Source organism: Escherichia coli (genome assembly GCF_036503815.1).
Lineage (GTDB): Bacteria > Pseudomonadota > Gammaproteobacteria > Enterobacterales > Enterobacteriaceae > Escherichia > Escherichia coli_F.
This window is the reverse complement of sequence record NZ_AP027764.1, coordinates 4198527-4220534: the sequence shown is the minus strand read 5'-3', so window position 1 is coordinate 4220534 and position 22008 is coordinate 4198527. Positions and strand designations below refer to the sequence as shown.

General features: G+C 54.4%; 24 protein-coding genes and 1 pseudogene. 21 read left to right on the top strand and 4 right to left on the bottom strand.

The window, feature by feature from the left end; all coding sequences use genetic code 11:
* Positions 1-5: 5 nt before the first annotated feature.
* The 19 genes from AABJ99_RS20175 to AABJ99_RS20085 all read left to right on the top strand — a co-directional run bounded on the left by AABJ99_RS20175 (position 6) and on the right by AABJ99_RS20085 (position 17604).
* Positions 6-338, top strand: a complete 333-nt coding sequence (locus AABJ99_RS20175; RefSeq protein WP_001299443.1) for a head decoration protein — start codon at positions 6-8, stop codon at positions 336-338.
* A 55-nt stretch (positions 339-393) separates the two neighbouring features.
* Entirely contained in the window at positions 394-1419 is a 1026-nt protein-coding gene (locus tag AABJ99_RS20170) for a major capsid protein (protein ID WP_000063238.1), read from the top strand.
* 41 nt (positions 1420-1460) lie between these two features.
* The gene (locus AABJ99_RS20165) at positions 1461-1856 is read left to right on the top strand and encodes a DNA-packaging protein FI (RefSeq protein ID WP_000158882.1); all 396 of its coding nucleotides are present in this window, start codon (positions 1461-1463) and stop codon (positions 1854-1856) included.
* 11 nt (positions 1857-1867) lie between these two features.
* Positions 1868-2221: a head-tail joining protein gene (locus AABJ99_RS20160; RefSeq protein ID WP_000752954.1), complete on the top strand. Its 354-nt coding sequence runs from the start codon at positions 1868-1870 to the stop codon at positions 2219-2221.
* 11 nt (positions 2222-2232) lie between these two features.
* Positions 2233-2811, top strand: coding sequence for a phage tail protein (locus AABJ99_RS20155; protein ID WP_016245263.1), 579 nt, complete (start codon positions 2233-2235; stop codon positions 2809-2811).
* Positions 2808-3203 carry a phage minor tail U family protein gene (locus AABJ99_RS20150; RefSeq protein ID WP_000683129.1) on the top strand — a complete coding sequence of 132 codons (396 nt, stop codon included), beginning with the start codon at positions 2808-2810 and terminating at the stop codon, positions 3201-3203. The genes AABJ99_RS20155 and AABJ99_RS20150 overlap by 4 nt, the downstream gene beginning before the upstream one ends.
* Before the next feature lie 7 nt (positions 3204-3210).
* Complete coding sequence (locus AABJ99_RS20145) at positions 3211-3951, top strand: phage tail protein (RefSeq protein WP_016245265.1); 741 nt, start codon at positions 3211-3213, stop codon at positions 3949-3951.
* 15 nt (positions 3952-3966) lie between these two features.
* Positions 3967-4389 carry a phage tail assembly chaperone G gene (gpG, locus tag AABJ99_RS20140; RefSeq protein WP_000479153.1) on the top strand — a complete coding sequence of 141 codons (423 nt, stop codon included), beginning with the start codon at positions 3967-3969 and terminating at the stop codon, positions 4387-4389.
* On the top strand, positions 4371-4805 hold the full coding sequence (locus AABJ99_RS20135; RefSeq protein ID WP_000459457.1) for a phage tail assembly protein T: 435 nt from the start codon (positions 4371-4373) through the stop codon (positions 4803-4805). Before gpG ends, AABJ99_RS20135 begins: the two co-directional genes overlap by 19 nt.
* On the top strand, positions 4798-7359 hold the full coding sequence (locus AABJ99_RS20130; protein ID WP_338387419.1) for a phage tail tape measure protein: 2562 nt from the start codon (positions 4798-4800) through the stop codon (positions 7357-7359). Before AABJ99_RS20135 ends, AABJ99_RS20130 begins: the two co-directional genes overlap by 8 nt.
* Positions 7356-7685 (top strand): phage tail protein, encoded by a 330-nt coding sequence (locus AABJ99_RS20125; protein ID WP_000847349.1) that lies wholly within the window; start codon positions 7356-7358, stop codon positions 7683-7685. The genes AABJ99_RS20130 and AABJ99_RS20125 overlap by 4 nt, the downstream gene beginning before the upstream one ends.
* Positions 7685-8383, top strand: a complete 699-nt coding sequence (locus tag AABJ99_RS20120; RefSeq protein ID WP_338387418.1) for a phage minor tail protein L — start codon at positions 7685-7687, stop codon at positions 8381-8383. Before AABJ99_RS20125 ends, AABJ99_RS20120 begins: the two co-directional genes overlap by 1 nt.
* Before the next feature lie 5 nt (positions 8384-8388).
* A complete protein-coding gene (locus AABJ99_RS20115; RefSeq protein WP_000194779.1) occupies positions 8389-9132 on the top strand; it encodes a C40 family peptidase in 744 nt (247 codons plus the stop codon).
* Positions 9129-9701, top strand: coding sequence for a tail assembly protein (locus AABJ99_RS20110; protein ID WP_000847660.1), 573 nt, complete (start codon positions 9129-9131; stop codon positions 9699-9701). The genes AABJ99_RS20115 and AABJ99_RS20110 overlap by 4 nt, the downstream gene beginning before the upstream one ends.
* Before the next feature lie 60 nt (positions 9702-9761).
* Positions 9762-13160, top strand: coding sequence for a phage attachment tail tip protein J (gpJ, locus tag AABJ99_RS20105; protein ID WP_338387417.1), 3399 nt, complete (start codon positions 9762-9764; stop codon positions 13158-13160).
* 66 nt (positions 13161-13226) lie between these two features.
* Positions 13227-13826: an Ail/Lom family outer membrane beta-barrel protein gene (locus tag AABJ99_RS20100; protein ID WP_032315106.1), complete on the top strand. Its 600-nt coding sequence runs from the start codon at positions 13227-13229 to the stop codon at positions 13824-13826.
* Positions 13827-13890: 64 nt separating this feature from the next.
* Positions 13891-16122 (top strand): prophage tail fiber N-terminal domain-containing protein, encoded by a 2232-nt coding sequence (locus tag AABJ99_RS20095; protein ID WP_338387416.1) that lies wholly within the window; start codon positions 13891-13893, stop codon positions 16120-16122.
* A complete protein-coding gene (locus tag AABJ99_RS20090; protein ID WP_338387415.1) occupies positions 16119-17009 on the top strand; it encodes a macro domain-containing protein in 891 nt (296 codons plus the stop codon). Before AABJ99_RS20095 ends, AABJ99_RS20090 begins: the two co-directional genes overlap by 4 nt.
* Before the next feature lie 10 nt (positions 17010-17019).
* The gene (locus AABJ99_RS20085) at positions 17020-17604 is read left to right on the top strand and encodes a tail fiber assembly protein (protein WP_338387414.1); all 585 of its coding nucleotides are present in this window, start codon (positions 17020-17022) and stop codon (positions 17602-17604) included.
* Positions 17605-17765: 161 nt separating this feature from the next.
* Here the strand turns inward: AABJ99_RS20085 and AABJ99_RS25050 are convergent.
* Positions 17766-17831, bottom strand: a pseudogene (locus AABJ99_RS25050) (hypothetical protein); the annotation flags it as partial.
* Between the two features lie 298 nt (positions 17832-18129).
* Here AABJ99_RS25050 and AABJ99_RS20070 point away from each other — a divergent pair.
* Positions 18130-18633, top strand: coding sequence for a hypothetical protein (locus AABJ99_RS20070; protein ID WP_029402452.1), 504 nt, complete (start codon positions 18130-18132; stop codon positions 18631-18633).
* Between the two features lie 153 nt (positions 18634-18786).
* Here AABJ99_RS20070 and AABJ99_RS20065 read toward each other — a convergent pair whose 3' ends face one another.
* The 3 genes from AABJ99_RS20065 to AABJ99_RS20055 form a co-directional block, all read right to left on the bottom strand.
* Entirely contained in the window at positions 18787-18915 is a 129-nt protein-coding gene (locus AABJ99_RS20065) for a hypothetical protein (RefSeq protein ID WP_001378645.1), read from the bottom strand.
* Positions 18916-18968: 53 nt separating this feature from the next.
* A complete protein-coding gene (locus tag AABJ99_RS20060; protein WP_001682005.1) occupies positions 18969-19331 on the bottom strand; it encodes a hypothetical protein in 363 nt (120 codons plus the stop codon).
* 451 nt (positions 19332-19782) lie between these two features.
* Complete coding sequence (locus tag AABJ99_RS20055; RefSeq protein WP_021545883.1) at positions 19783-20031, bottom strand: DinI-like family protein; 249 nt, start codon at positions 20029-20031, stop codon at positions 19783-19785.
* A gap of 219 nt (positions 20032-20250) precedes the next feature.
* On the opposite strand from AABJ99_RS20055, the gene prfC reads away from it, so the two are divergent.
* On the top strand, positions 20251-21837 hold the full coding sequence (prfC, locus tag AABJ99_RS20050) for a peptide chain release factor 3 (protein WP_000202563.1): 1587 nt from the start codon (positions 20251-20253) through the stop codon (positions 21835-21837).
* The last annotated feature ends 171 nt before the right edge of the window (positions 21838-22008 follow it).

The following is a 22008-nucleotide window of genomic DNA, read 5'->3' as shown; positions in this document are numbered from 1 at the left end:
TGTTTATGACGAGCAAAGAAACCTTTACCCATTACCAGCCGCTGGGCAACAGTGACCCGGCTCATACCGCAACCGCGCCCGGCGGGTTGAGTGCGAAAGCGCCTGCAATGACCCCGCTGATGCTGGACACCTCCACCCGTAAGCTGGTTGCGTGGGATGGCACCACCGACGGTGCTGCCGTTGGCATTCTTGCAGTTGCTGCTGACCAGACCAGCACCACACTGACGTTCTACAAGTCCGGCACGTTCCGTTATGAGGATGTGCTCTGGCCGGAGGCTGCCAGCGACGAGACGAAAAAACGGACCGCGTTTGCCGGAACGGCAATCAGCATCGTTTAACCTGACCCTTCATCACTAAAGGCCGCCTGTGCGGCTTTTTTTACGGGATTTTTTTATGTCGATGTACACAACCGCCCAGCTGCTGGCGGCAAATGAGCAGAAATTTAAGTTTGATCCGCTGTTTCTGCGTCTCTTTTTCCGTGAGAGCTATCCCTTCACCACGGAGAAAGTCTATCTCTCACAAATTCCTGGACTGGTAAACATGGCGCTGTACGTTTCGCCAATTGTTTCCGGTGAGGTTATCCGTTCCCGTGGCGGCTCCACCTCTGAATTTACGCCGGGTTATGTCAAGCCGAAGCATGAGGTGAATCCGCAGATGACCCTGCGTCGCCTGCCGGATGAAGATCCGCAGAATCTGGCGGACCCGGCTTACCGCCGCCGTCGCATCATCCTGCAGAACATGCGTGACGAAGAGCTGGCCATTGCTCAGGTCGAAGAGATGCAGGCAGTTTCTGCCGTGCTCAAGGGCAAATACACCATGACCGGTGAAGCCTTCGATCCGGTTGAGGTGGATATGGGCCGCAGTGCGGCGAACAACATCACGCAGTCCGGCGGCACGGAGTGGAGCAAGCGTGACAAGTCCACGTATGACCCGACCGACGATATCGAAGCCTACGCGCTGAACGCCAGCGGCGTGGTGAATATCATCGTGTTTGATCCGAAAGGCTGGGCGCTGTTCCGTTCCTTCAAAGCCGTCAAGGAGAAGCTGGATACCCGTCGCGGCTCTAATTCCGAGCTGGAGACAGCGGTAAAAGACCTGGGCGAAGCGGTGTCCTATAAGGGGATGTATGGCGATACGGCGATCGTCGTGTATTCCGGACAGTACGTGGAAAACGACGTCAAAAAGAACTTCCTGCCGGACAACACGATGGTGCTGGGGAACACTCAGGCACGCGGTCTGCGCACCTATGGCTGCATTCAGGATGCGGACGCACAGCGCGAAGGTATTAACGCCTCTGCCCGCTACCCGAAAAACTGGGTGACCACCGGCGATCCGGCGCGTGAGTTCACCATGATTCAGTCAGCACCGCTGATGCTGCTGGCTGATCCTGATGCGTTCGTGTCCGTTCAACTGGCGTAATCATGGCCCTTCGGGGCCATTGTTTCTCTGTGGAGGAGTCCATGACGAAAGATGAACTGATTGCCCGTCTCCGCTCGCTGGGTGAACAACTGAACCGTGATATCAGCCTGACGGGGACGAAAGAAGAACTGGCGCTCCGTGTGGCAGAGCTGGAAGAAGAGCTTGATGACACGGGCGACACTGCCGGTCAGGATACCCCTCTCAGCCCGGAAAATGTGCTGACCGGACATGAAAATGAGGTTGTATCAGCGCAGCCGGATACCGTGACTGATACGGCTGATCTGGTCACGGTTGTGGCACTGGTGACGCTGCATACTGATGCACTTCACGCCACGCGGGATGAGGCTGTGGCATTTGTGCTGCCGGGAACGGCGTTCCGTGTCTCTGCCGGTGTGGCAGCTGAAATGACAGAGCGCGGCCTGGCCAGAATGCAATAACGGGAGGCGCTGTGGCTGATTTCGATAACCTGTTCGATGCTGCCATTGCCTGCGCCGATGAAACGATACGCGGGTACATGGGAACGTCAGCCACCATGACATCCGGTGAGCAGTCCGGTGCTGTGATACGTGGTGTTTTTGATGACCCTGAAAATATCAGCTATGCCGGACAGGGCGTGCGCGTTGAAGGCTCCAGCCCGTCCCTGTTTGTCCAGACTGATGATGTGCGGCAGCTGCGGCGCGGCGACACGCTGACCATCGGTGAGGAAAACTTCTGGATAGACCGGATTTCGCCGGATGATGGCGGAAGCTGTCATCTCTGGCTTGGGCGGGGCGTACCGCCTGCCGTTAACCGTCGCCGCTGAAAGGGGGATGTATGGCCATAAAAGGTCTTGAGCAGGCCGTTGAAAACCTCAGCCGTATCAGCAGAACGGCGGTGCCCGGTGCCGCCGCAATGGCCATTAACCGCGTTGCTTCATCCGCGATATCGCAGTCGGTGGCACAGGTTGCCCGTGAGACAAAGGTACGCCGGAAACTGGTAAAGGAAAGGGCCAGGCTGAAAAGGGCCACGGTCAAAAATCCGCAGGCCAGAATCAGGGTTAACCGGGGGGATTTGCCCGTAATCAGGCTGGGTAACGCGCGGGTTGTCCTTTCCCGCCGCAGACGTCGTAAAAAGGGGCAGCGTTCAGCCCTGAAAGGTGGCGGCAGCGTGCTTGTGGTGGGAAACCGTCGTATTCCCGGCGCGTTTATTCAGCAACTGAAAAATGGCCGGTGGCATGTCATGCAGCGTGTGGCCGGGAAAAACCGTTACCCCATTGATGTGGTGAAAATCCCGATGGCGGTGCCGCTGACCACGGCGTTTAAACAGAATATTGAACGGATACGGCGTGAACGCCTTCCGAAAGAGCTGGGCTATGCGCTGCAGCATCAACTGAGAATGGTAATAAAGCGATGAAACATACTGAACTCCGTGCAGCCGTACTGGATGCACTGGAGAAGCATGACACCGGGGCGACGCTTTTTGATGGTCGCCCCGCTGTTTTTGATGAGGCGGATTTTCCGGCAATTGCCGTTTATCTCACCGGCGCTGAATACACGGGCGAAGAGCTGGACAGTGATACCTGGCAGGCGGAGCTGCATATTGAAGTTTTCCTGCCTGCTCAGGTGCCGGATTCAGAGCTGGATTCGTGGATGGAGTCCCGGATTTATCCGGTGATGAGCGATGTCCCGGCACTGTCAGATTTGATCACCAGTATGGTGGCCAGTGGCTATGACTACCGGCGCGACGATGATGCGGGTCTGTGGAGTTCAGCCGATCTGACTTATGTCATTACCTATGAAATGTGAGGACGATATGCCTGTACCAAATCCAGTAATGCCGGTGAAAGGGGCCGGGACCACACTGTGGGTTTATAAGGGGAACGGTGACCCTTATGCGAACCCGCTTTCAGACGTTGACTGGTCGCGTCTGGCTAAAGTTAAAGACCTGACGCCCGGCGAACTGACCGCTGAGTCCTATGACGACAGCTATCTCGATGATGAAGATGCGGACTGGACTGCGACCGGGCAGGGGCAGAAATCTGCCGGAGATACCAGCTTCACGCTGGCGTGGATGCCCGGAGAGCAGGGGCAGCAGGCGCTGCTGGCGTGGTTTAATGAAGGGGATACCCGAGCCTATAAAATCCGCTTCCCGAATGGCACGGTCGATGTGTTCCGCGGCTGGGTCAGCAGTATCGGTAAGGCGGTGACGGCGAAGGAAGTGATCACCCGCACGGTGAAAGTCACCAACGTGGGACGTCCGTCGATGGCAGAAGATCGCAGCACGGTAACAGCGGCAACCGGCATGACTGTGACGCCTGCCAGCACCTCGGTGGTGAAAGGGCAGAGCACCACGCTGACCGTGGCATTCCAGCCGGAAGGCGCAACCGACAAGAGCTTCCGTGCGGTGTCTGCGGATAAAACAAAAGCCACCGTGTCGGTCAGTGGTATGACCATCACCGTGAAAGGTGTTGCTGCAGGCAAGGTCAACATTCCGGTCGTATCCGGTAATGGTGAACTTGCTGCGGTTGCAGAAATCACCGTCACCGCCAGTTAATCCGGGGAGTCAGAGATGTTCCTGAAAACCGAATCATTTGAACATAACGGTGTGACCGTCACGCTTTCTGAACTGTCAGCCCTGCAGCGCATTGAGCATCTCGCCCTGATGAAACGGCAGGCAGAACAGGCGGAGTCAGACAGCAACCGGAAGTTTACTGTGGAAGACGCCATCAGAACCGGCGCGTTTCTGGTGGCGATGTCCCTGTGGCATAACCATCCGCAGAAGACGCAGATGCCGTCCATGAATGAAGCCGTTAAACAGATTGAGCAGGAAGTGCTTACCACCTGGCCCACGGAGGCAATTTCTCATGCTGAAAACGTGGTGTACCGGCTGTCTGGTATGTATGAGTTTGTGGTGAATAATGCCCCTGAACAGACAGAGGACGCCGGGCCCGCAGAGCCTGTTTCTGCGGGAAAGTGTTCGACGGTGAGCTGAGTTTTGCCCTGAAACTGGCGCGTGAGATGGGGCGACCCGACTGGCGTGCCATGCTTGCCGGGATGTCATCCACGGAGTATGCCGACTGGCACCGCTTTTACAGTACCCATTATTTTCATGATGTTCTGCTGGATATGCACTTTTCCGGGCTGACGTACACCGTGCTCAGCCTGTTTTTCAGCGATCCGGATATGCATCCGCTGGATTTCAGTCTGCTGAACCGGCGTGAGGCTGACGAAGAGCCTGAAGATGATGTGCTGATGCAGAAAGCGGCAGGGCTTGCCGGAGGCGTCCGCTTTGGCCCGGACGGGAATGAAGTTATCCCCGCTTCCCCGGATGTGGCGGACATGACGGAGGATGACGTAATGCTGATGACAGTATCAGAAGGGATCGCAGGAGGAGTCCGGTATGGCTGAACCGGTAGGCGATCTGGTCGTTGATTTAAGTCTGGATGCGGCCAGATTTGACGAGCAGATGGCCAGAGTCAGGCGTCATTTTTCCGGTACGGAAAGTGATGCGAAAAAAACAGCGGCAGTCGTTGAACAGTCGCTGAGCCGACAGGCGCTGGCTGCACAGAAAGCGGGGATTTCCGTCGGGCAGTATAAAGCCGCTATGCGTATGCTGCCTGCACAGTTCACCGACGTGGCCACGCAGCTTGCAGGCGGGCAAAGTCCGTGGCTGATCCTGCTGCAACAGGGTGGTCAGGTTAAGGACTCCTTCGGCGGGATGATCCCCATGTTCAGGGGGCTTGCCGGTGCGATCACCCTGCCGATGGTGGGGGCCACCTCGCTGGCGGTGGCGACCGGTGCGCTGGCGTATGCCTGGTATCAGGGCAACTCAACCCTGTCCGATTTCAACAAAACGCTGGTCCTTTCCGGCAATCAGGCGGGACTGACGGCAGATCGTATGCTGGTCCTGTCCAGAGCCGGGCAGGCGGCAGGGCTGACGTTTAACCAGACCAGCGAGTCACTCAGCGCACTGGTTAAGGCGGGGGTAAGCGGTGAGGCTCAGATTGCGTCCATCAGCCAGAGTGTGGCGCGTTTCTCCTCTGCATCCGGCGTGGAGGTGGACAAGGTCGCTGAAGCCTTCGGGAAGCTGACCACAGACCCGACGTCGGGGCTGACGGCGATGGCACGCCAGTTCCATAACGTGACGGCGGAGCAGATTGCGTATGTTGCTCAGTTGCAGCGTTCCGGCGATGAAGCCGGGGCATTGCAGGCGGCGAACGAGGCCGCAACGAAAGGGTTTGATGACCAGACCCGCCGCCTGAAAGAGAACATGGGCACGCTGGAGACCTGGGCAGACAGGACAGCGCGGGCCTTCAAATCCATGTGGGATGCGGTGCTGGATATTGGTCGTCCTGATACCGCGCAGGAGATGCTGATTAAGGCAGAGGCTGCGTTTAAGAAAGCAGACGACATCTGGAATCTGCGCAAGGATGATTATTTTGTTAACGATGAAGCGCGGGCGCGTTACTGGGATGATCGTGAAAAGGCCCGTCTTGCGCTTGAAGCCGCCCGAAAGAAGGCTGAACAGCAGACTCAACAGGACAAAAATGCGCAGCAGCAGAGCGATACCGAAGCGTCACGGCTGAAATATACCGAAGAGGCGCAGAAGGCTTACGAACGGCTGCAGATGCCGCTGGAGAAATATACCGCCCGTCAGGAAGAACTGAACAAGGCACTGAAAGACGGGAAAATCCTGCAGGCGGATTACAACACGCTGATGGCGGCGGCGAAAAAGGATTATGAAGCGACGCTGAAAAAGCCGAAACAGTCCGGCGTGAAGGTGTCTGCGGGCGATCGTCAGGAAGACAGTGCTCATGCTGCCCTGCTGACGCTTCAGGCAGAACTCCGGACGCTGGAGAAGCATGCCGGAGCGAATGAGAAAATCAGCCAGCAGCGCCGGGATTTGTGGAAGGCAGAAAGTCAGTTCGCGGTACTGGAGGAGGCGGCACAACGTCGCCAGCTGTCCGCACAGGAGAAATCCCTGCTGGCGCATAAAGATGAGACGCTGGAGTACAAACGCCAGCTGGCTGCACTTGGCGACAAGGTTACGTATCAGGAGCGCCTGAACGCGCTGGCGCAGCAGGCGGATAAATTCGCACAGCAGCAACGGGCAAAACGGGCCGCCATTGATGCGAAAAACCGGGGGCTGACTGACCGGCAGGCAGCGCGGGAAGCCACAGAACAGCGTCTGAAGGAACAGTATGGCGATAATCCGCTGGCGCTGAATAACGTCATGTCAGAGCAGAAAAAGACCTGGGCGGCTGAAGACCAGCTTCGCGGGAGCTGGATGGCAGGCCTCAGGTCAGGCTGGAGTGAGTGGGAAGAGAGCGTCACGGACAGTATGTTGCAGGTTAAAAGTGCAGCCACGCAGACCTTTGATGGTATTGCACAGAATATGGCGGCGATGCTGACCGGCAGTGAGCAGAACTGGCGCAGCTTCACCCGTTCCGTGCTGTCCATGATGACAGAAATTCTGCTTAAGCAGGCAATGGTGGGGATTGTCGGGAGTATCGGCAGCGCCATTGGCGGGGCTGTTGGTGGCGGCGCATCCGCGTCAGGCGGTACATCCATTCAGGCAGCTGCGGCGAAATTCCATTTTGCGACCGGGGGATTTACGGGAACCGGCGGCAAATATGAGCCAGCGGGGATTGTTCACCGTGGTGAGTTTGTCTTCACGAAGGAGGCAACCAGCCGGATTGGCGTGGGAAATCTTTACCGGCTGATGCGCGGCTATGCCACCGGCGGTTATGTCGGTACACCGGGCAGCATGGCGGACAGCCGGTCGCAGGCGTCCGGGACGTTTGAGCAGAATAACCATGTGGTGATTAACAACGACGGCACGAACGGGCAGATAGGTCCGGCTGCTCTGAAGGCGGTGTATGACATGGCCCGCAAGGGTGCCCGTGATGAAATTCAGACACAGATGCGTGATGGTGGCCTGTTCTCCGGAGGTGGACGATGAAAACCTTCCGCTGGAAAGTGAAACCCGGTATGGATGTGGCTTCGGCCCCTTCTGTAAGAAAGGTGCGCTTTGGTGATGGCTATTCCCAGCGAGCGCCTGCCGGGCTGAATGCCAACCTGAAAACGTACAGCGTGACGCTTTCTGTTCCCCGTTGGGAGGCCACGGCGCTTGAGTCGTTTCTGGCTGAGCACGGGGGCTGGAAATCCTTTCTGTGGACGCCGCCTTATGAGTGGCGGCAGATAAAGGTGACCTGCGCAAAATGGTCGTCGCGGGTCAGTATGCTGCGTGTTGAGTTCAGCGCAGAGTTTGAACAGGTGGTGAACTGATGCAGGATATCCGGCAGGAAACACTGAATGAATGCACCCGTGCGGAGCAGTCGGCCAGCGTGGTGCTCTGGGAAATCGATCTGACAGAGGTCGGTGGAGAACGTTATTTTTTCTGTAATGAGCAGAACGAAAAAGGTGAGCCGGTCACCTGGCAGGGGCGACAGTATCAGCCGTATCCCATTCAGGGGAGTGGTTTTGAACTGAATGGCAAAGGCACCAGTACGCGCCCCACGCTGACGGTTTCTAACCTGTACGGTATGGTCACCGGGATGGCGGAAGATCTGCAGAGTCTGGTCGGCGGAACGGTGGTCCGGCGTAAGGTTTACGCCCGTTTTCTGGATGCGGTGAACTTCGTCAACGGAAACAGTGACGCCGATCCGGAGCAGGAGGTGATCAGCCGCTGGCGCATTGAGCAGTGCAGCGAACTGAGCGCGGTGAGTGCCTCTTTTGTACTGTCCACGCCGACGGAAACGGACGGCGCTGTTTTTCCGGGACGTATCATGCTGGCCAACACCTGCACCTGGACCTATCGCGGCGATGAGTGCGGTTATCACGGTCCGGCGGTCGCGGATGAATATGACCAGCCAACGTCCGATATCACGAAGGATAAATGCAGCAAATACCTGAGCGGTTGTAAGTTCCGCAATAACGTCGGCAACTTTGGCGGCTTCCTTTCCATTAACAAACTTTCGCAGTAAATCCCATGACACAGACAGAATCAGCAATTCTGGCGCACGCCCGGCGATGTGCGCCAGCGGAGTCGTGCGGCTTCGTGGTAAGCACGCCGGAGGGGGAAAGATATTTCCCCTGCGTGAATATCTCCGGTGAGCCGGAGGCGTATTTCCGTATGTCGCCGGAAGACTGGCTGCAGGCAGAAATGCAGGGTGAGATTGTGGCGCTGGTCCACAGCCACCCCGGTGGTCTGCCCTGGCTGAGTGAGGCTGACCGGCGGCTGCAGGTGCAGAGTGATTTGCCGTGGTGGCTGGTCTGCCGGGGGACGATTCATAAGTTCCGCTGTGTGCCGCATCTCACCGGGCGGCGCTTTGAGCACGGGGTGACGGACTGTTACACGCTGTTCCGGGATGCTTATCATCTGGCGGGGATTGAGATGCCGGATTTTCATCGCGAGGATGACTGGTGGCGTCACGGTCAGAATCTCTATCTGGATAATCTGGAGGCTACAGGGTTGTATCAGGTGCCGTTGTCATCAGCACAACCGGGCGATGTGCTGCTGTGCTGTTTTGGTTCATCGGTGCCGAATCATGCCGCCATTTACTGTGGTGATGGCGAGCTGCTGCACCATATTCCTGAACAACTGAGCAAACGAGAGAGGTATACCGACAAATGGCAGCGACGCACACACTCCCTCTGGCGTCACCGGGCATGGCGCGCATCTGCCTTTACGGGGATTTGCAACGATTTGGCCGCCGCATCGACCTTCGTGTGAAAACGGGGGCTGAAGCCATCCGCGCACTGGCCACACAGCTCCCGGCGTTTCGTCAGAAACTGAGCGACGGCTGGTATCAGGTACGGATTGCCGGGCGGGACGTCAGCACGTCCGGGTTAACGGCGCAGTTACATGATACTCTGCCTGATGGCGCTGTGATTCATATTGTTCCCAGAGTCGCCGGGGCCAAGTCAGGTGGCGTATTCCAGATTGTCCTGGGGGCTGCCGCCATTGCCGGATCATTCTTTACCGCGGGAGCCACCCTTGCAGCATGGGGGGCAGCCATTGGGGCCGGTGGTATGACCGGCATCCTGTTTTCTCTCGGTGCCAGTATGGTGCTCGGTGGTGTGGCGCAAATGCTGGCACCGAAAGCCAGAACTCCCCGTACACAGACAACGGATAACGGCAAACAAAACACCTATTTCTCCTCACTGGATAACATGGTTGCCCAGGGCAATGTTCTGCCGGTTCTGTACGGTGAAATGCGCGTGGGGTCACGCGTGGTTTCTCAGGAGATCAGCACGGCAGACGAAGGGGATGGTGGTCAGGTTGTGGTGATTGGTCGCTGATGCAAAATGTTTTATGTGAAACCGCCTCCGGGCGGTTTTATCGTTTATGGAGCATGACGAATGGGTAAAGGCGGCAGTAAGGGGCATACCCCGCGCGAAGCGAAGGACAACCTGAAGTCCACGCAGCTGCTGAGTGTGATCGATGCCATCAGCGAAGGGCCGGTTGAAGGTCCGGTGGATGGATTAAAAAGCGTGCTGCTGAACAGTACGCCGGTGCTGGACAGTGAGGGGAATACCAATATATCCGGCGTCACGGTGGTGTTCCGGGCCGGTGAGCAGGAGCAGACACCGCCGGAGGGATTTGAATCCTCCGGCTCCGAGACGGTGCTCGGTACAGAAGTGAAATATGACACGCCGATCACCCGGACCATCACGTCGGCAAACATTGACCGTCTGCGTTTTACTTTCGGCGTGCAGGCACTGGTGGAAACCACCTCAAAGGGGGACAGGAATCCATCGGAAGTCCGCCTGCTGGTTCAGATACAACGTAACGGTGGCTGGGTGACGGAAAAGGACATCACCATTAAGGGTAAAACCACTTCACAGTATCTGGCCTCGGTGGTGGTGGATAACCTGCCGCCGCGCCCGTTCAGTATCCGGATGCGCAGGATGACGCCGGACAGCACCACAGACCAGCTGCAGAACAAAACGCTCTGGTCGTCATACACCGAAATTATCGATGTGAAACAGTGCTACCCGAACACGGCACTGGTCGGCGTGCAGGTGGACTCGGAGCAGTTCGGCAGCCAGCAGGTGAGCCGTAATTATCATCTGCGCGGGCGTATTCTGCAGGTGCCGTCGAATTATAACCCGCAGACGCGGCAATACAGCGGTATCTGGGACGGAACGTTTAAACCGGCATACAGCAACAACATGGCCTGGTGTCTGTGGGATATGCTGATCCATCCGCGCTACGGCATGGGGAAACGTCTTGGTGCGGCGGATGTGGATAAATGGGCGCTGTATGTCATCGGCCAGTACTGCGACCAGTCAGTGCCGGACGGCTTTGGCGGCACGGAGCCGCGCATCACCTGTAATGCCTACCTGACCACACAGCGTAAGGCGTGGGATGTTCTCAGCGATTTCTGCTCGGCGATGCGCTGTATGCCGGTATGGAACGGGCAGACGCTGACGTTCGTGCAGGACCGACCGTCGGATAAGGTGTGGACCTATAACCGCAGTAATGTGGTGATGCCGGATGATGGCGCGCCGTTCCGCTACAGCTTCAGCGCCCTCAAGGACCGCCATAATGCCGTTGAGGTGAACTGGATTGACCCGGATAACGGCTGGGAGACGGCGACAGAGCTTGTGGAGGACACGCAGGCCATTGCCCGTTACGGTCGTAACGTCACGAAGATGGATGCCTTTGGCTGTACCAGCCGGGGGCAGGCACACCGCGCCGGGCTGTGGCTGATTAAAACGGAGCTGCTGGAGACGCAGACCGTGGATTTCAGCGTGGGTGCCGAAGGGCTTCGCCATGTGCCGGGTGATGTTATTGAAATCTGCGATGATGACTATGCGGGGATCAGCACCGGCGGGCGCGTGCTGGCGGTGAACAGCCAGACCCGGACGCTGACGCTCGACCGTGAAATCACGCTGCCATCCTCCGGTACCACGCTGATAAGCCTGGTTGACGGAAGTGGCAATCCGGTCAGCGTGGAGGTCCAGTCCGTCACCGACGGCGTGAAGGTAAAAGTGAGCCGTGTTCCTGACGGCGTTGCCGGATACAGCGTATGGGGGCTGAAGTTGCCGACGTTGCGCCAGCGCCTGTTCCGCTGCGTGAGTATCCGTGAGAACGACGACGGCACGTATGCCATTACCGCCGTGCAGCATGTACCCGAAAAAGAAGCCATCGTGGATAACGGGGCGCACTTTGACGGCGACCTGAGCGGCACGGTGAATGGCGTCACGCCGCCCGCGGTGCAGCACCTGACTGCCGAAGTCACCGCAGACAGCGGGGAATATCAGGTGCTGGCGCGCTGGGACACGCCGAAGGTGGTGAAGGGGGTGAGCTTCCTGCTTCGCCTGACCGTGGCAGCGGACGATGGCAGTGAGCGGCTGGTCAGTACGGCAAGGACGACGGAAACCACATACCGCTTCACGCAACTGGCGCTGGGGAACTACAGGCTGACTGTCCGGGCGGTAAATGCGTGGGGACAGCAGGGCGATCCGGCATCGGTATCGTTCCGGATTGCCGCACCGGCAGCGCCGTCTCGGATTGAGCTGACACCGGGCTATTTTCAGATAACCGCCACGCCGCATCTTGCGGTTTATGATCCGACGGTACAATTTGAGTTCTGGTTCTCGGAAACGCGGATTACCGATATCAGGCAGGTTGAAACCACAGCCCGCTACCTTGGCACGGGGCTGTACTGGATAGCCGCCAGTATCAATATCAAACCGGGCCATGATTATTACTTTTATATCCGCAGTGTGAACACCGTTGGCAAATCGGCATTCGTGGAGTCCGTCGGTCGGGCGAGCGATGATGCGGAAGGTTACCTGGATTTTTTCAAAGGCAAGATAACCGAATCCCATCTCGGTAAAGAGCTGCTGGAAAAAGTCGATCTGACGGAGGATAACGCCAGCAGACTGGATGAGTTTTCGAAAGAGTGGAAGGATGCCAACGATAAATGGAATGCCATGTGGGCTGTCAAAATTGAGCAGACCAAAGACGGCAAACATTATGTCGCGGGTATTGGCCTCAGTATGGAGGACACGGAGGAAGGCAAACTGAGCCAGTTTCTGGTTGCCGCCAATCGTATCGCGTTTATTGACCCGGCAAACGGGAATGAAACGCCGATGTTTGTGGCGCAGGGCAACCAGATATTCATGAACGACGTGTTCCTGAAGCGCCTGACGGCCCCCACCATTACCAGCGGTGGAAATCCACCGGCATTTTCCCTGACACCGGACGGAAAGCTGACTGCTAAAAATGCGGATATCAGTGGCAGTGTGAATGCGAACTCCGGGACGCTCAACAACGTCACGATTAATGAGAACTGTCAGATTAAGGGGAAACTGTCAGCCAATCAGATTGAAGGCGATATTGTCAAAACGGTCAGCAAGTCTTTCCCCCGCACGAACAGTTATGCCAGTGGCACCATCACGGTAAGAATCAGTGATGATCAGAAATTTGACCGGCAGGTCATGATACCGCCAGTGTTATTCCGCGGTGGTAAGCATGAGAATTTCAACAGTAATAACCAACAGTCATACTGGTATTCAACCTGCCGGTTAAGAGTGACCCGCAATGGTCAGGAGATTTTTAATCAGTCCACGACGGATGCTCAGGGCGTATTTTCCTCAGTTATAGATATGCCTGCCGGACAGGGGACGCTGACACTGACATTCACCGTATCTTCATCAGGAGCGAATAACTGGACACCAACAACCAGTATCAGCGATCTGCTGGTTGTGGTGATGAAAAAATCCACAGCAGGTATCAGTATCAGCTGAATTTTATAACCCAGAACGGGCGTCAGAAATGACGCCTTTTTTATTGCAGAAAAGCGAGAGGTAATTATGCGTAAACTTTATGCCGCCATTTTGTCCGCAGCCATCTGTCTGGCCGTATCCGGTGCGCCTGCATGGGCGTCTGAACATCAGTCCACGCTGAGCGCGGGCTATCTTCATGCCTCGACGAACGTTTCCGGCAGCGATGATCTGAACGGGATTAACGTGAAATACCGTTATGAGTTTACGGACACGCTGGGGCTGGTGACGTCATTCAGCTATGCAGGAGACAAGAATCGCCAGCTTACCCGTTACAGCGATACCCGCTGGCATGAAGATTCCGTGCGTAACCGCTGGTTCAGCGTGATGGCGGGGCCGTCTGTACGCGTGAATGAATGGTTCAGCGCGTATGCGATGGCGGGTGTGGCTTACAGCCGTGTGTCGACTTTCTCCGGGGATTATCTCCGCGTAACTGACAACAAGGGGAAAACGCACGATGTGCTGACCGGAAGTGATGACGGTCGCCACAGCAACACGTCTCTGGCGTGGGGGGCTGGCGTGCAGTTTAACCCGACCGAATCCGTGGCCATTGATATTGCTTATGAAGGCTCCGGCAGTGGCGACTGGCGCACTGACGGTTTCATCGTGGGTGTCGGTTATAAGTTCTGATTAGCCAGGTAACACAGTGTTATGACAGCCCGCCGGTTCAGGCGGGCTTTTTTGTGGGGTGAATATGGCAGTAAAGATTTCAGGTGTACTGAAAGACGGCACAGGAAAACCGGTACAGAACTGCACAATCCAGCTGAAAGCAAAACGTAACAGCACCACGGTGGTGGTGAACACGCTGGCCTCAGAAAATCCGGATGAAGCCGGGCGTTACAGCATGGACGTTGAGTACGGTCAGTACAGCGTTATTCTGTTGGTGGAAGGATTCCCGCCGTCACATGCCGGGACCATCACCGTGTATGAAGATTCCCGACCCGGTACGCTGAATGATTTTCTCGGTGCAATGACGGAGGATGATGCCCGTCCGGAGGCTCTGCGCCGTTTTGAACTGATGGTGGAAGAGGTGGCGCGTAACGCGTCCGCGGTGGTACAGAACACGGCAGCCGCGAAAAAGTCAGCCGGCGATGCCGGCACATCAGCCCGTGAGGCGGCAACCCATGCGACTGATGCTGCAGATTCAGCACGCGCAGCCAGCACGTCAGCCGGACAGGCCGCGTCGTCGGCTCAGTCAGCGTCTTCCAGCGAAGGAACGGCATCAGCAAAGGCCACTGAAGCGGAAAAAAGTGCTGCCGCTGCAGAGTCCTCAAAAAGCGCGGCGGCCACCAGTGCCGGTGCGGCGAAAACATCAGAAACGAATGCCGAAGCCAGTGCCACCGCCGCCGGAAAATCGGCAGAAAGTGCTGCTTCGTCTGCTTCAACAGCTACAACGAAGGCCGGCGAAGCCACTGAACAGGCAACTGCAGCAGCGAGGTCTGCTTCTGCCGCGAAGACATCCGAGACGAACGCGAAAGCGTCGGAAACCCGTGCAGAATCCTCAGAAACGGCAGCTGCATCGTCCGCCAGTTCGGCGGCATCATCGGCATCATCTGCGTCTGCTTCAAAAGATGAGGCGACCAGACAGGCGTCAGCAGCGAGGGGCAGCGCCACGACGGCATCCACGAAGGCGACAGAGGCAGCTGGTAGTGCGACAGCGGCAGCTCAGAGCAAGAGTACGGCGGAATCTGCAGCAACGCGCGCCGAGACAGCGGCAAAACGGGCAGAGGATATTGCATCCGCCGTGGCGCTTGAAGATGCGAGTACGACGAGAAAGGGGATAGTGCAGCTCAGCAGTGCGACCGACAGTACATCTGAAACACTTGCTGCGACCCCATGCGCCGTTAAGGCCGTCATGGATGAGACGAACAAAAAAGCGCCGGCTGAAAGTCCGAATCTGACAGGAACGCCGACCGCGCCGACGGCATCACAGGGCACAAACAATACGCAGATTGCTACGACTGCTTACGTACGGGCTGCTATATCCGCATTGGCCGGTTCATCACCAGAAGCCCTTGATACCCTTAATGAGCTTGCGGCAGCACTTGGCAATGACCCTAACTTTGCGACAACAATGATAAATGCGCTGGCCGGGAAACAGCCTCTTGACGCAACGTTAACTGCGCTGGCAGGGCTTACCACGGCGAAAAATAAATTACCGTATTTTACGGAAAATGATGCCGCCAGCCTGACAGAACTGACTCAGACTGGCAGGGATATTCTGGCAAAAAACTCAGCTGCAGAAGTTCGTGAATACCTCGGGCTGGAAGAGAGTTCGCCCTTTCCTGCAGGAGCTCCCGTTCCGTGGCCATCAGATACCGTTCCGTCTGGTTATGCTCTGATGCAGGGGCAGACTTTTGACAAATCTGCATACCCGAAACTTGCAGTCGCTTATCCGTCAGGCGTGATCCCTGATATGCGTGGCTGGACGATTAAGGGCAAACCTGCCAGTGGTCGGGCCGTATTGTCTCAGGAACAGGACGGCATTAAATCGCACACCCACAGCGCCAGCGCATCCAGTACGGATTTGGGGACGAAAACCACATCGTCGTTTGATTACGGCACTAAATCCACGAATAACACCGGGGCGCATACGCACAGTGTGAGCGGTACAGCCGCAAGTGCCGGAAACCATACTCATAGTGTCACAGGTGCATCAGCAGTCACCCAGTGGTCACAAAATGGGTCTGTACATAAGGTAGTGTCTGCGGCCAGTGTGAATACAAGTGCTGCAGGAGCGCACACTCATAGTGTCAGCGGCACAGCTGCATCTGCAGGTGCTCACGCACATACTGTCGGTATTGGTGCACACACGCACTCCGTTGCGATTGGTTCACATGGACACACCATCACCGTTAACGCTGCGGGTAACGCGGAAAACACCGTCAAAAACATCGCATTTAACTATATTGTGAGGCTTGCATGATTACGCTCATTCTTTCTGCACCAGTAACAGAAATGGCTGAAGCATTTAATCGGGTATTTGCAAACGCAGATAATGTGAATATTGTCGGAAAGCCATTTGAAACAATCAGAGAATTTGACTGCATGGTAAGTGCGGCAAATAGTTTCGGCCTGATGGATGGCGGTGTTGATGCCGCCATTACCGCATTCTTCGGTACTCAGTTACAGTCCCGCGTTCAGAATCATATTCTTCGTGAATATTTAGGCGAACAGCCTGTAGGTTCTGCATTTGTTATTGAAACGGGGAATAATCATCACCCCTGGCTGGTACACGCGCCAACCATGCGTGTTCCACTGACAATTGACGGAACAGACGCTGTATATAACGCCACGTGGGCCGCTTTACTTGCCATCTTTCAGCACAATAAAAATGCAACGACAGACAGGAAAATAAAGACGGTGGTATTCCCTGCAATGGGGGCCGGATGTGGTCAGGTGCCGTTTGAAAGCGTTGCCCGGCAAATGAAGCAGGCATGGGATAACTTTAATAAGAAAACAGAATCAATTAACTGGGAATACGCACACTCCCGCCAGTCGGCAGTATTTGGCACATATGCATACTGTCCGGGTAATTCTGTTTGCCGTTATGCGGATACTAAATATATTGGATGCGGCGATTACCGGACGTATTGCTCACGTTCCGGGCAGGTCTGTATTAGCCATGTGCATCAGGCTGATGACGTGCTGACTAATAATCGCTCTCGCCCTGATTCGCATACACACCGGTTTAATCCAGAAAATCCCGTAGGCAATCTCACCTCTGGCGCACACAGCCACGGAAGCAGCATCGTTATTGGTGCTCACACCCATACGCTCAATAAACAATATTCTGTCTCTGATATTAAGTAGAGGTGAAAACATGGATTTCAGAATGAGTGAACAACCACGGACCATAACAATTTATAATCTGCTGGCCGGAACTAATGAATTTATTGGTGAAGGTGATGCATACATTCCACCTCATACAGGTCTGCCAGCAAACAGTACCGATATTGCACCGCCAGATATTCCGGCTGGCTTTGTGGCTGTTTTCAACAGTGATGAGGCATCGTGGCATCTCGTTGAAGACCATCGGGGTAAAACCGTCTATGACGTGGCTTCCGGCGACGCGTTATTTATTTCTGAACTTGGCCCATTACCGGAAAATGTTACCTGGTTGTCGCCGGAAGGGGAATATCAGAAGTGGAACGGCACAGCCTGGGTGAAAGATGCAGAAGCAGAAAAACTGTTCCGGATCCGGGAGGCGGAAGAAACAAAAAACAGCCTGATGCAGGTAGCCAGTGAGCATATTGCGCCGCTTCAGGATGCTGTAGATCTGGAGATCGCAACGGAGGAAGAAAACTCGTTGCTGGAAGCCTGGAAGAAGTATCGGGTGTTGCTGAACCGTGTTGATACATCAACTGCACCTGATATTGAGTGGCCTACGAACCCTGTCAGGGAGTAATCATTGGGATTATGCCGCAGCACGTCGTATGCAAGAACGTGCTGCGGTTGGATGCTATTTTTTCCCTGAAGCGGAAAACATTACTACAGTTATGACGATGAATTACAAGGGGTTAAATGATGCCACGGCATAGCGATATTGAAATAGCCTGGCATGCTTCAATACAGTGGGAACCGAATGGCCGGAAGACCGTCACCACACAGCGGTTTGTCTAGGGACTGAGCAATGTTCACAGGTACTGGGCTATGAGGGGCTGTTAATAAACTGATAAATACGGCGACACCACTTAGGTCAGCGTAGCCGGTAAATCGAAAAGCAACTTCATCCAGGAATTTCTGTCAGTGTTGTTTGGAGATCTGATTGCCATGATGGATCAGGAGTTCTCTCTTATTGCCGGCTTGGTGTTGACTGAAAACTGGTATGATGCCGGGCGCATGTTGGCTAATCATTGGGAATACTGCCGACACTGAACCATTCGCTCTTTTGATTTGGGGCGGTGCGACATAGCATGTAGGGAGTAAATCAATGACTGAATTTCTTGGAAAACTGTTCGACAGGGTTTATACGGAGAAAGATTTCGGCATTAATGTCGCCATATTTGTCGCGGGACTTGCCGGAATGAGCTGTTATCTGCTCCTTCACGACTATGTCCTGACGCTGTTCGCATTTATTATTCCATTCCCGATCGTCAAGATCATTGCCGGAGGATGGCATCAGCGTCTTCTTGCCCAGAAAGGAAAAGCTGCTTCAAGGCAGCAGTTGGCCGCACTTTATGATTCACTTACGGACAGTGAAAAAAACGTGGTACAGCACTTTGTAGCATTCGGCGGTGCTGTGATGACATGGGGACAAATGAACCGGCTTGATGATCCGCAAACTGGTGTGGAGTCCCTGGTTCGGAAGGGATTACTGGGTACCTCCGTGTCCGTGGATGGAATGCACGAGACCTTCGAGCTGGATCTGACGCTTTTTGCCTTTGCTTACCGTTGGCGAGCCTCTCAGAATACGGACTCTGCGGCAGAGGGTTAAGGCGTACGTGAGGTATCCGGAGATGCTAAAAGCGCGGAACTCATTAATCCTCGCCCTAAGGGAAATACGTTCTTTCAGAATGGTGGTCAACTGTTCTGCCGAAAGTGTAAAAGGATGGTAATAAAAAACCCGGCTTTGCCGGGTTTTTTTACTTTATGCAGCTTTTCGATTCATAGCCTTTAGCTCTTGATCGATAAATGTTTGAATTTCTTTGATTTTATCAACGTTTTTGATGGCTTCTCGCAACAGCGCAATGCGGCGTGCTTCAATTTTATTCATCATATTGGCTCCTGACTTACCTAGCTAGGTAAAACTCACTTTTTAAGTTGACTAAGTTAAACGAATGCCATTGCTGATAAGCGGTTGGCTCCGTCTTGAATACTGTCGTTATCGCCACGCTCGATCGCTTCTGCGACTTGGCGCATTAAAAGCACTGCTTGGCGGGCATTTGCCATAACTCTTTCATCGTCCCAAACACCGACTTGAAGCAACTTCGTAATGATATCTGCAGTGGCGTCAGAAAGATCGGCAATTTCAGCGAATGACGGGTTAAAGTCGCGTAGTTGCTCAACCGATTTTGCGTTTACATGTTTCACAAACCATGCAGAGACTTCTTGGATTTTCCAGTACAACTCTAAAGCTAAATCATTACTGTTAACATTAGCAGCACTATAAATACTAGCAACGTTTGAGTTCATTGTTTGTTCGTTTCCAGCTGGTACCCATAAATTGGGACAAATCCTAGCTTATTGGAAAATTTTTATCCACAGTATTTGGTGTTTAATGAATATGGGGCTTAAAGAACAAATTTTCAACTGCTTTGAGCGATTATATTGAAAGGCGGTATAATTTTATGTCAACTAGTGTAGCAATAAGAAGTAAAAATTCACTTAAAGTCATAATATTTCAGTAGGGAGCCGCGGCTCCCTTGCGTATCTTTTTGTCACTTCACCGTCTGGTCGGTGTCCTGCTGAGACCTCTAACATCCTGTTTTTGTTTGTGTTGTACACCGCCCAATCATGATTGGTGGGCTGGCGGGAGTTGAAACCGCAGGCACGTCGTATGCAAGAACGTGCTGCGGTTGGCTGGTGAACTTCCGATAGTGCGAGTATTGAATGATTTCCAGCCGTTACTGATTTTACGTGCTAATTAGTGAACAAACCACTCGTCAGCAGACTCCCAGGTATCTTTCAGAGTTTCCTGAACAAAAGTTTTAGCTGAATCTTTATCGGCGGTGCGCGTAACAGAAAGGCCATCGTTGCTGGTGGCTTTTACGATCACCTCTACATCGTCATAACGCTTACTGATGCGTCGAGTTAATTCTTCCTTTAACGCATCCACAGCACCGTTTGGCATTTTAGTCATTTTCTCTTTGGCTATGAAGATCTCAATACGCATAAAAATCCCTCTACACTGTGTTTGTATACAGTGTTATTTTTAACTGTATGAATAAACAGTGTCAATAGAGCAAAGATTGCTGCATGTACAAATGTTCTTTGGCTACAAATACACCTACTGATCATGTTCTGCTATGCTCTGATACCTCCAAAATGTACAATCAGCGGCATGAATTTTTCTTTGTACATATGATTGTACATAATCAAAGAGACAACAATTATGACAAGCCTTTTGGCCGCAGAGGTAGCGAAAAGAAGAACCTTTGCAATTATTTCTCACCCGGACGCCGGTAAAACGACCATCACCGAGAAGGTGCTGCTGTTCGGACAGGCCATTCAGACCGCCGGTACAGTAAAAGGCCGTGGTTCCAACCAGCACGCTAAGTCGGACTGGATGGAGATGGAAAAGCAGCGTGGGATCTCCATTACTACGTCTGTGATGCAGTTTCCGTATCACGACTGCCTGGTTAACCTGCTCGACACCCCGGGGCACGAAGACTTCTCGGAAGATACCTATCGTACTCTGACGGCGGTGGACTGCTGCCTGATGGTTATCGACGCCGCAAAAGGTGTTGAAGATCGTACCCGCAAGCTGATGGAAGTTACCCGTCTGCGCGACACGCCGATCCTCACCTTTATGAACAAACTTGACCGTGATATCCGCGACCCGATGGAGCTGCTCGATGAAGTTGAGAACGAGCTGAAAATCGGCTGCGCACCGATCACCTGGCCGATTGGCTGCGGCAAGCTGTTTAAAGGCGTTTACCACCTTTATAAAGACGAAACCTATCTCTACCAGAGCGGTAAAGGTCACACCATTCAGGAAGTCCGTATTGTTAAAGGGCTGAATAACCCGGATCTCGATGCTGCGGTTGGTGAAGATCTGGCACAGCAGCTGCGTGACGAACTGGAACTGGTGAAAGGCGCGTCTAACGAGTTCGACAAAGAATTGTTCCTTGCGGGCGAAATTACTCCAGTGTTCTTTGGTACTGCGCTGGGTAACTTCGGCGTCGATCATATGCTGGATGGCCTGGTAGAGTGGGCACCTGCGCCGATGCCGCGTCAGACTGATACCCGTACCGTAGAGGCGAGCGAAGATAAATTTACCGGCTTCGTATTTAAAATTCAGGCCAACATGGACCCGAAACACCGCGACCGCGTGGCGTTTATGCGTGTGGTATCTGGTAAATATGAAAAAGGTATGAAGCTGCGCCAGGTGCGCACCGCGAAAGATGTGGTGATCTCCGACGCGCTGACCTTTATGGCGGGCGACCGTTCGCATGTTGAAGAAGCGTATCCGGGCGACATCCTTGGTCTGCACAACCACGGCACTATTCAGATCGGCGACACCTTTACCCAGGGGGAGATGATGAAGTTCACCGGTATCCCGAACTTTGCGCCGGAACTGTTCCGTCGTATCCGCCTGAAAGATCCGCTGAAGCAAAAACAGCTGCTCAAAGGGCTGGTACAGCTTTCCGAAGAGGGCGCGGTGCAGGTGTTCCGTCCGATCTCCAACAACGATCTGATCGTTGGTGCGGTTGGTGTGCTGCAGTTTGATGTGGTGGTAGCGCGCTTGAAGAGCGAATACAACGTTGAAGCAGTGTATGAGTCAGTCAACGTTGCCACTGCACGCTGGGTAGAATGTGCGGACGCGAAGAAATTCGAAGAGTTCAAGCGTAAGAACGAAAGCCAACTGGCGCTTGATGGCGGCGATAACCTCGCTTACATCGCTACCAGCATGGTCAACCTGCGCCTGGCGCAGGAACGTTATCCGGACGTTCAGTTCCACCAGACTCGCGAGCATTAATTCTTGCCTCCAGGGCGCGGTAGCCGCTGCGCCCTGTCAATTTCCCTTCCTTATTAGCCGCTTACGGAATGTTCTTAAAACATTCACTTTTGCTTATGTTTTAGGGGATATCCCGAGCGGTTTCAAAATTGTGATCTATATTTAACAAAGTAATGACATTTCTGACGGCGT

Bases quoted from the DNA above. Each gene is read 5' to 3' on its own strand.
- AABJ99_RS20175 (WP_001299443.1), top strand. From the start codon at position 6: ATGACGAGCAAAGAAACCTTTACCCATTACCAGCCGCTGGGCAACAGT.
- AABJ99_RS20170 (WP_000063238.1), top strand. From the start codon at position 394: ATGTCGATGTACACAACCGCCCAGCTGCTGGCGGCAAATGAGCAGAAA.
- AABJ99_RS20165 (WP_000158882.1), top strand. From the start codon at position 1,461: ATGACGAAAGATGAACTGATTGCCCGTCTCCGCTCGCTGGGTGAACAA.
- AABJ99_RS20155 (WP_016245263.1), top strand. From the start codon at position 2,233: ATGGCCATAAAAGGTCTTGAGCAGGCCGTTGAAAACCTCAGCCGTATC.
- AABJ99_RS20150 (WP_000683129.1), top strand. From the start codon at position 2,808: ATGAAACATACTGAACTCCGTGCAGCCGTACTGGATGCACTGGAGAAG.
- AABJ99_RS20145 (WP_016245265.1), top strand. From the start codon at position 3,211: ATGCCTGTACCAAATCCAGTAATGCCGGTGAAAGGGGCCGGGACCACA.
- gpG (WP_000479153.1), top strand. From the start codon at position 3,967: ATGTTCCTGAAAACCGAATCATTTGAACATAACGGTGTGACCGTCACG.
- AABJ99_RS20130 (WP_338387419.1), top strand. From the start codon at position 4,798: ATGGCTGAACCGGTAGGCGATCTGGTCGTTGATTTAAGTCTGGATGCG.
- AABJ99_RS20125 (WP_000847349.1), top strand. From the start codon at position 7,356: ATGAAAACCTTCCGCTGGAAAGTGAAACCCGGTATGGATGTGGCTTCG.
- AABJ99_RS20120 (WP_338387418.1), top strand. From the start codon at position 7,685: ATGCAGGATATCCGGCAGGAAACACTGAATGAATGCACCCGTGCGGAG.
- AABJ99_RS20115 (WP_000194779.1), top strand. From the start codon at position 8,389: ATGACACAGACAGAATCAGCAATTCTGGCGCACGCCCGGCGATGTGCG.
- gpJ (WP_338387417.1), top strand. From the start codon at position 9,762: ATGGGTAAAGGCGGCAGTAAGGGGCATACCCCGCGCGAAGCGAAGGAC.
- AABJ99_RS20100 (WP_032315106.1), top strand. From the start codon at position 13,227: ATGCGTAAACTTTATGCCGCCATTTTGTCCGCAGCCATCTGTCTGGCC.
- AABJ99_RS20095 (WP_338387416.1), top strand. From the start codon at position 13,891: ATGGCAGTAAAGATTTCAGGTGTACTGAAAGACGGCACAGGAAAACCG.
- AABJ99_RS20090 (WP_338387415.1), top strand. From the start codon at position 16,119: ATGATTACGCTCATTCTTTCTGCACCAGTAACAGAAATGGCTGAAGCA.
- AABJ99_RS20085 (WP_338387414.1), top strand. From the start codon at position 17,020: ATGGATTTCAGAATGAGTGAACAACCACGGACCATAACAATTTATAAT.
- AABJ99_RS20070 (WP_029402452.1), top strand. From the start codon at position 18,130: ATGACTGAATTTCTTGGAAAACTGTTCGACAGGGTTTATACGGAGAAA.
- AABJ99_RS20065 (WP_001378645.1), bottom strand. From the start codon at position 18,915: ATGATGAATAAAATTGAAGCACGCCGCATTGCGCTGTTGCGAGAAGCC.
- AABJ99_RS20060 (WP_001682005.1), bottom strand. From the start codon at position 19,331: ATGAACTCAAACGTTGCTAGTATTTATAGTGCTGCTAATGTTAACAGT.
- AABJ99_RS20055 (WP_021545883.1), bottom strand. From the start codon at position 20,031: ATGCGTATTGAGATCTTCATAGCCAAAGAGAAAATGACTAAAATGCCA.
- prfC (WP_000202563.1), top strand. From the start codon at position 20,251: ATGACAAGCCTTTTGGCCGCAGAGGTAGCGAAAAGAAGAACCTTTGCA.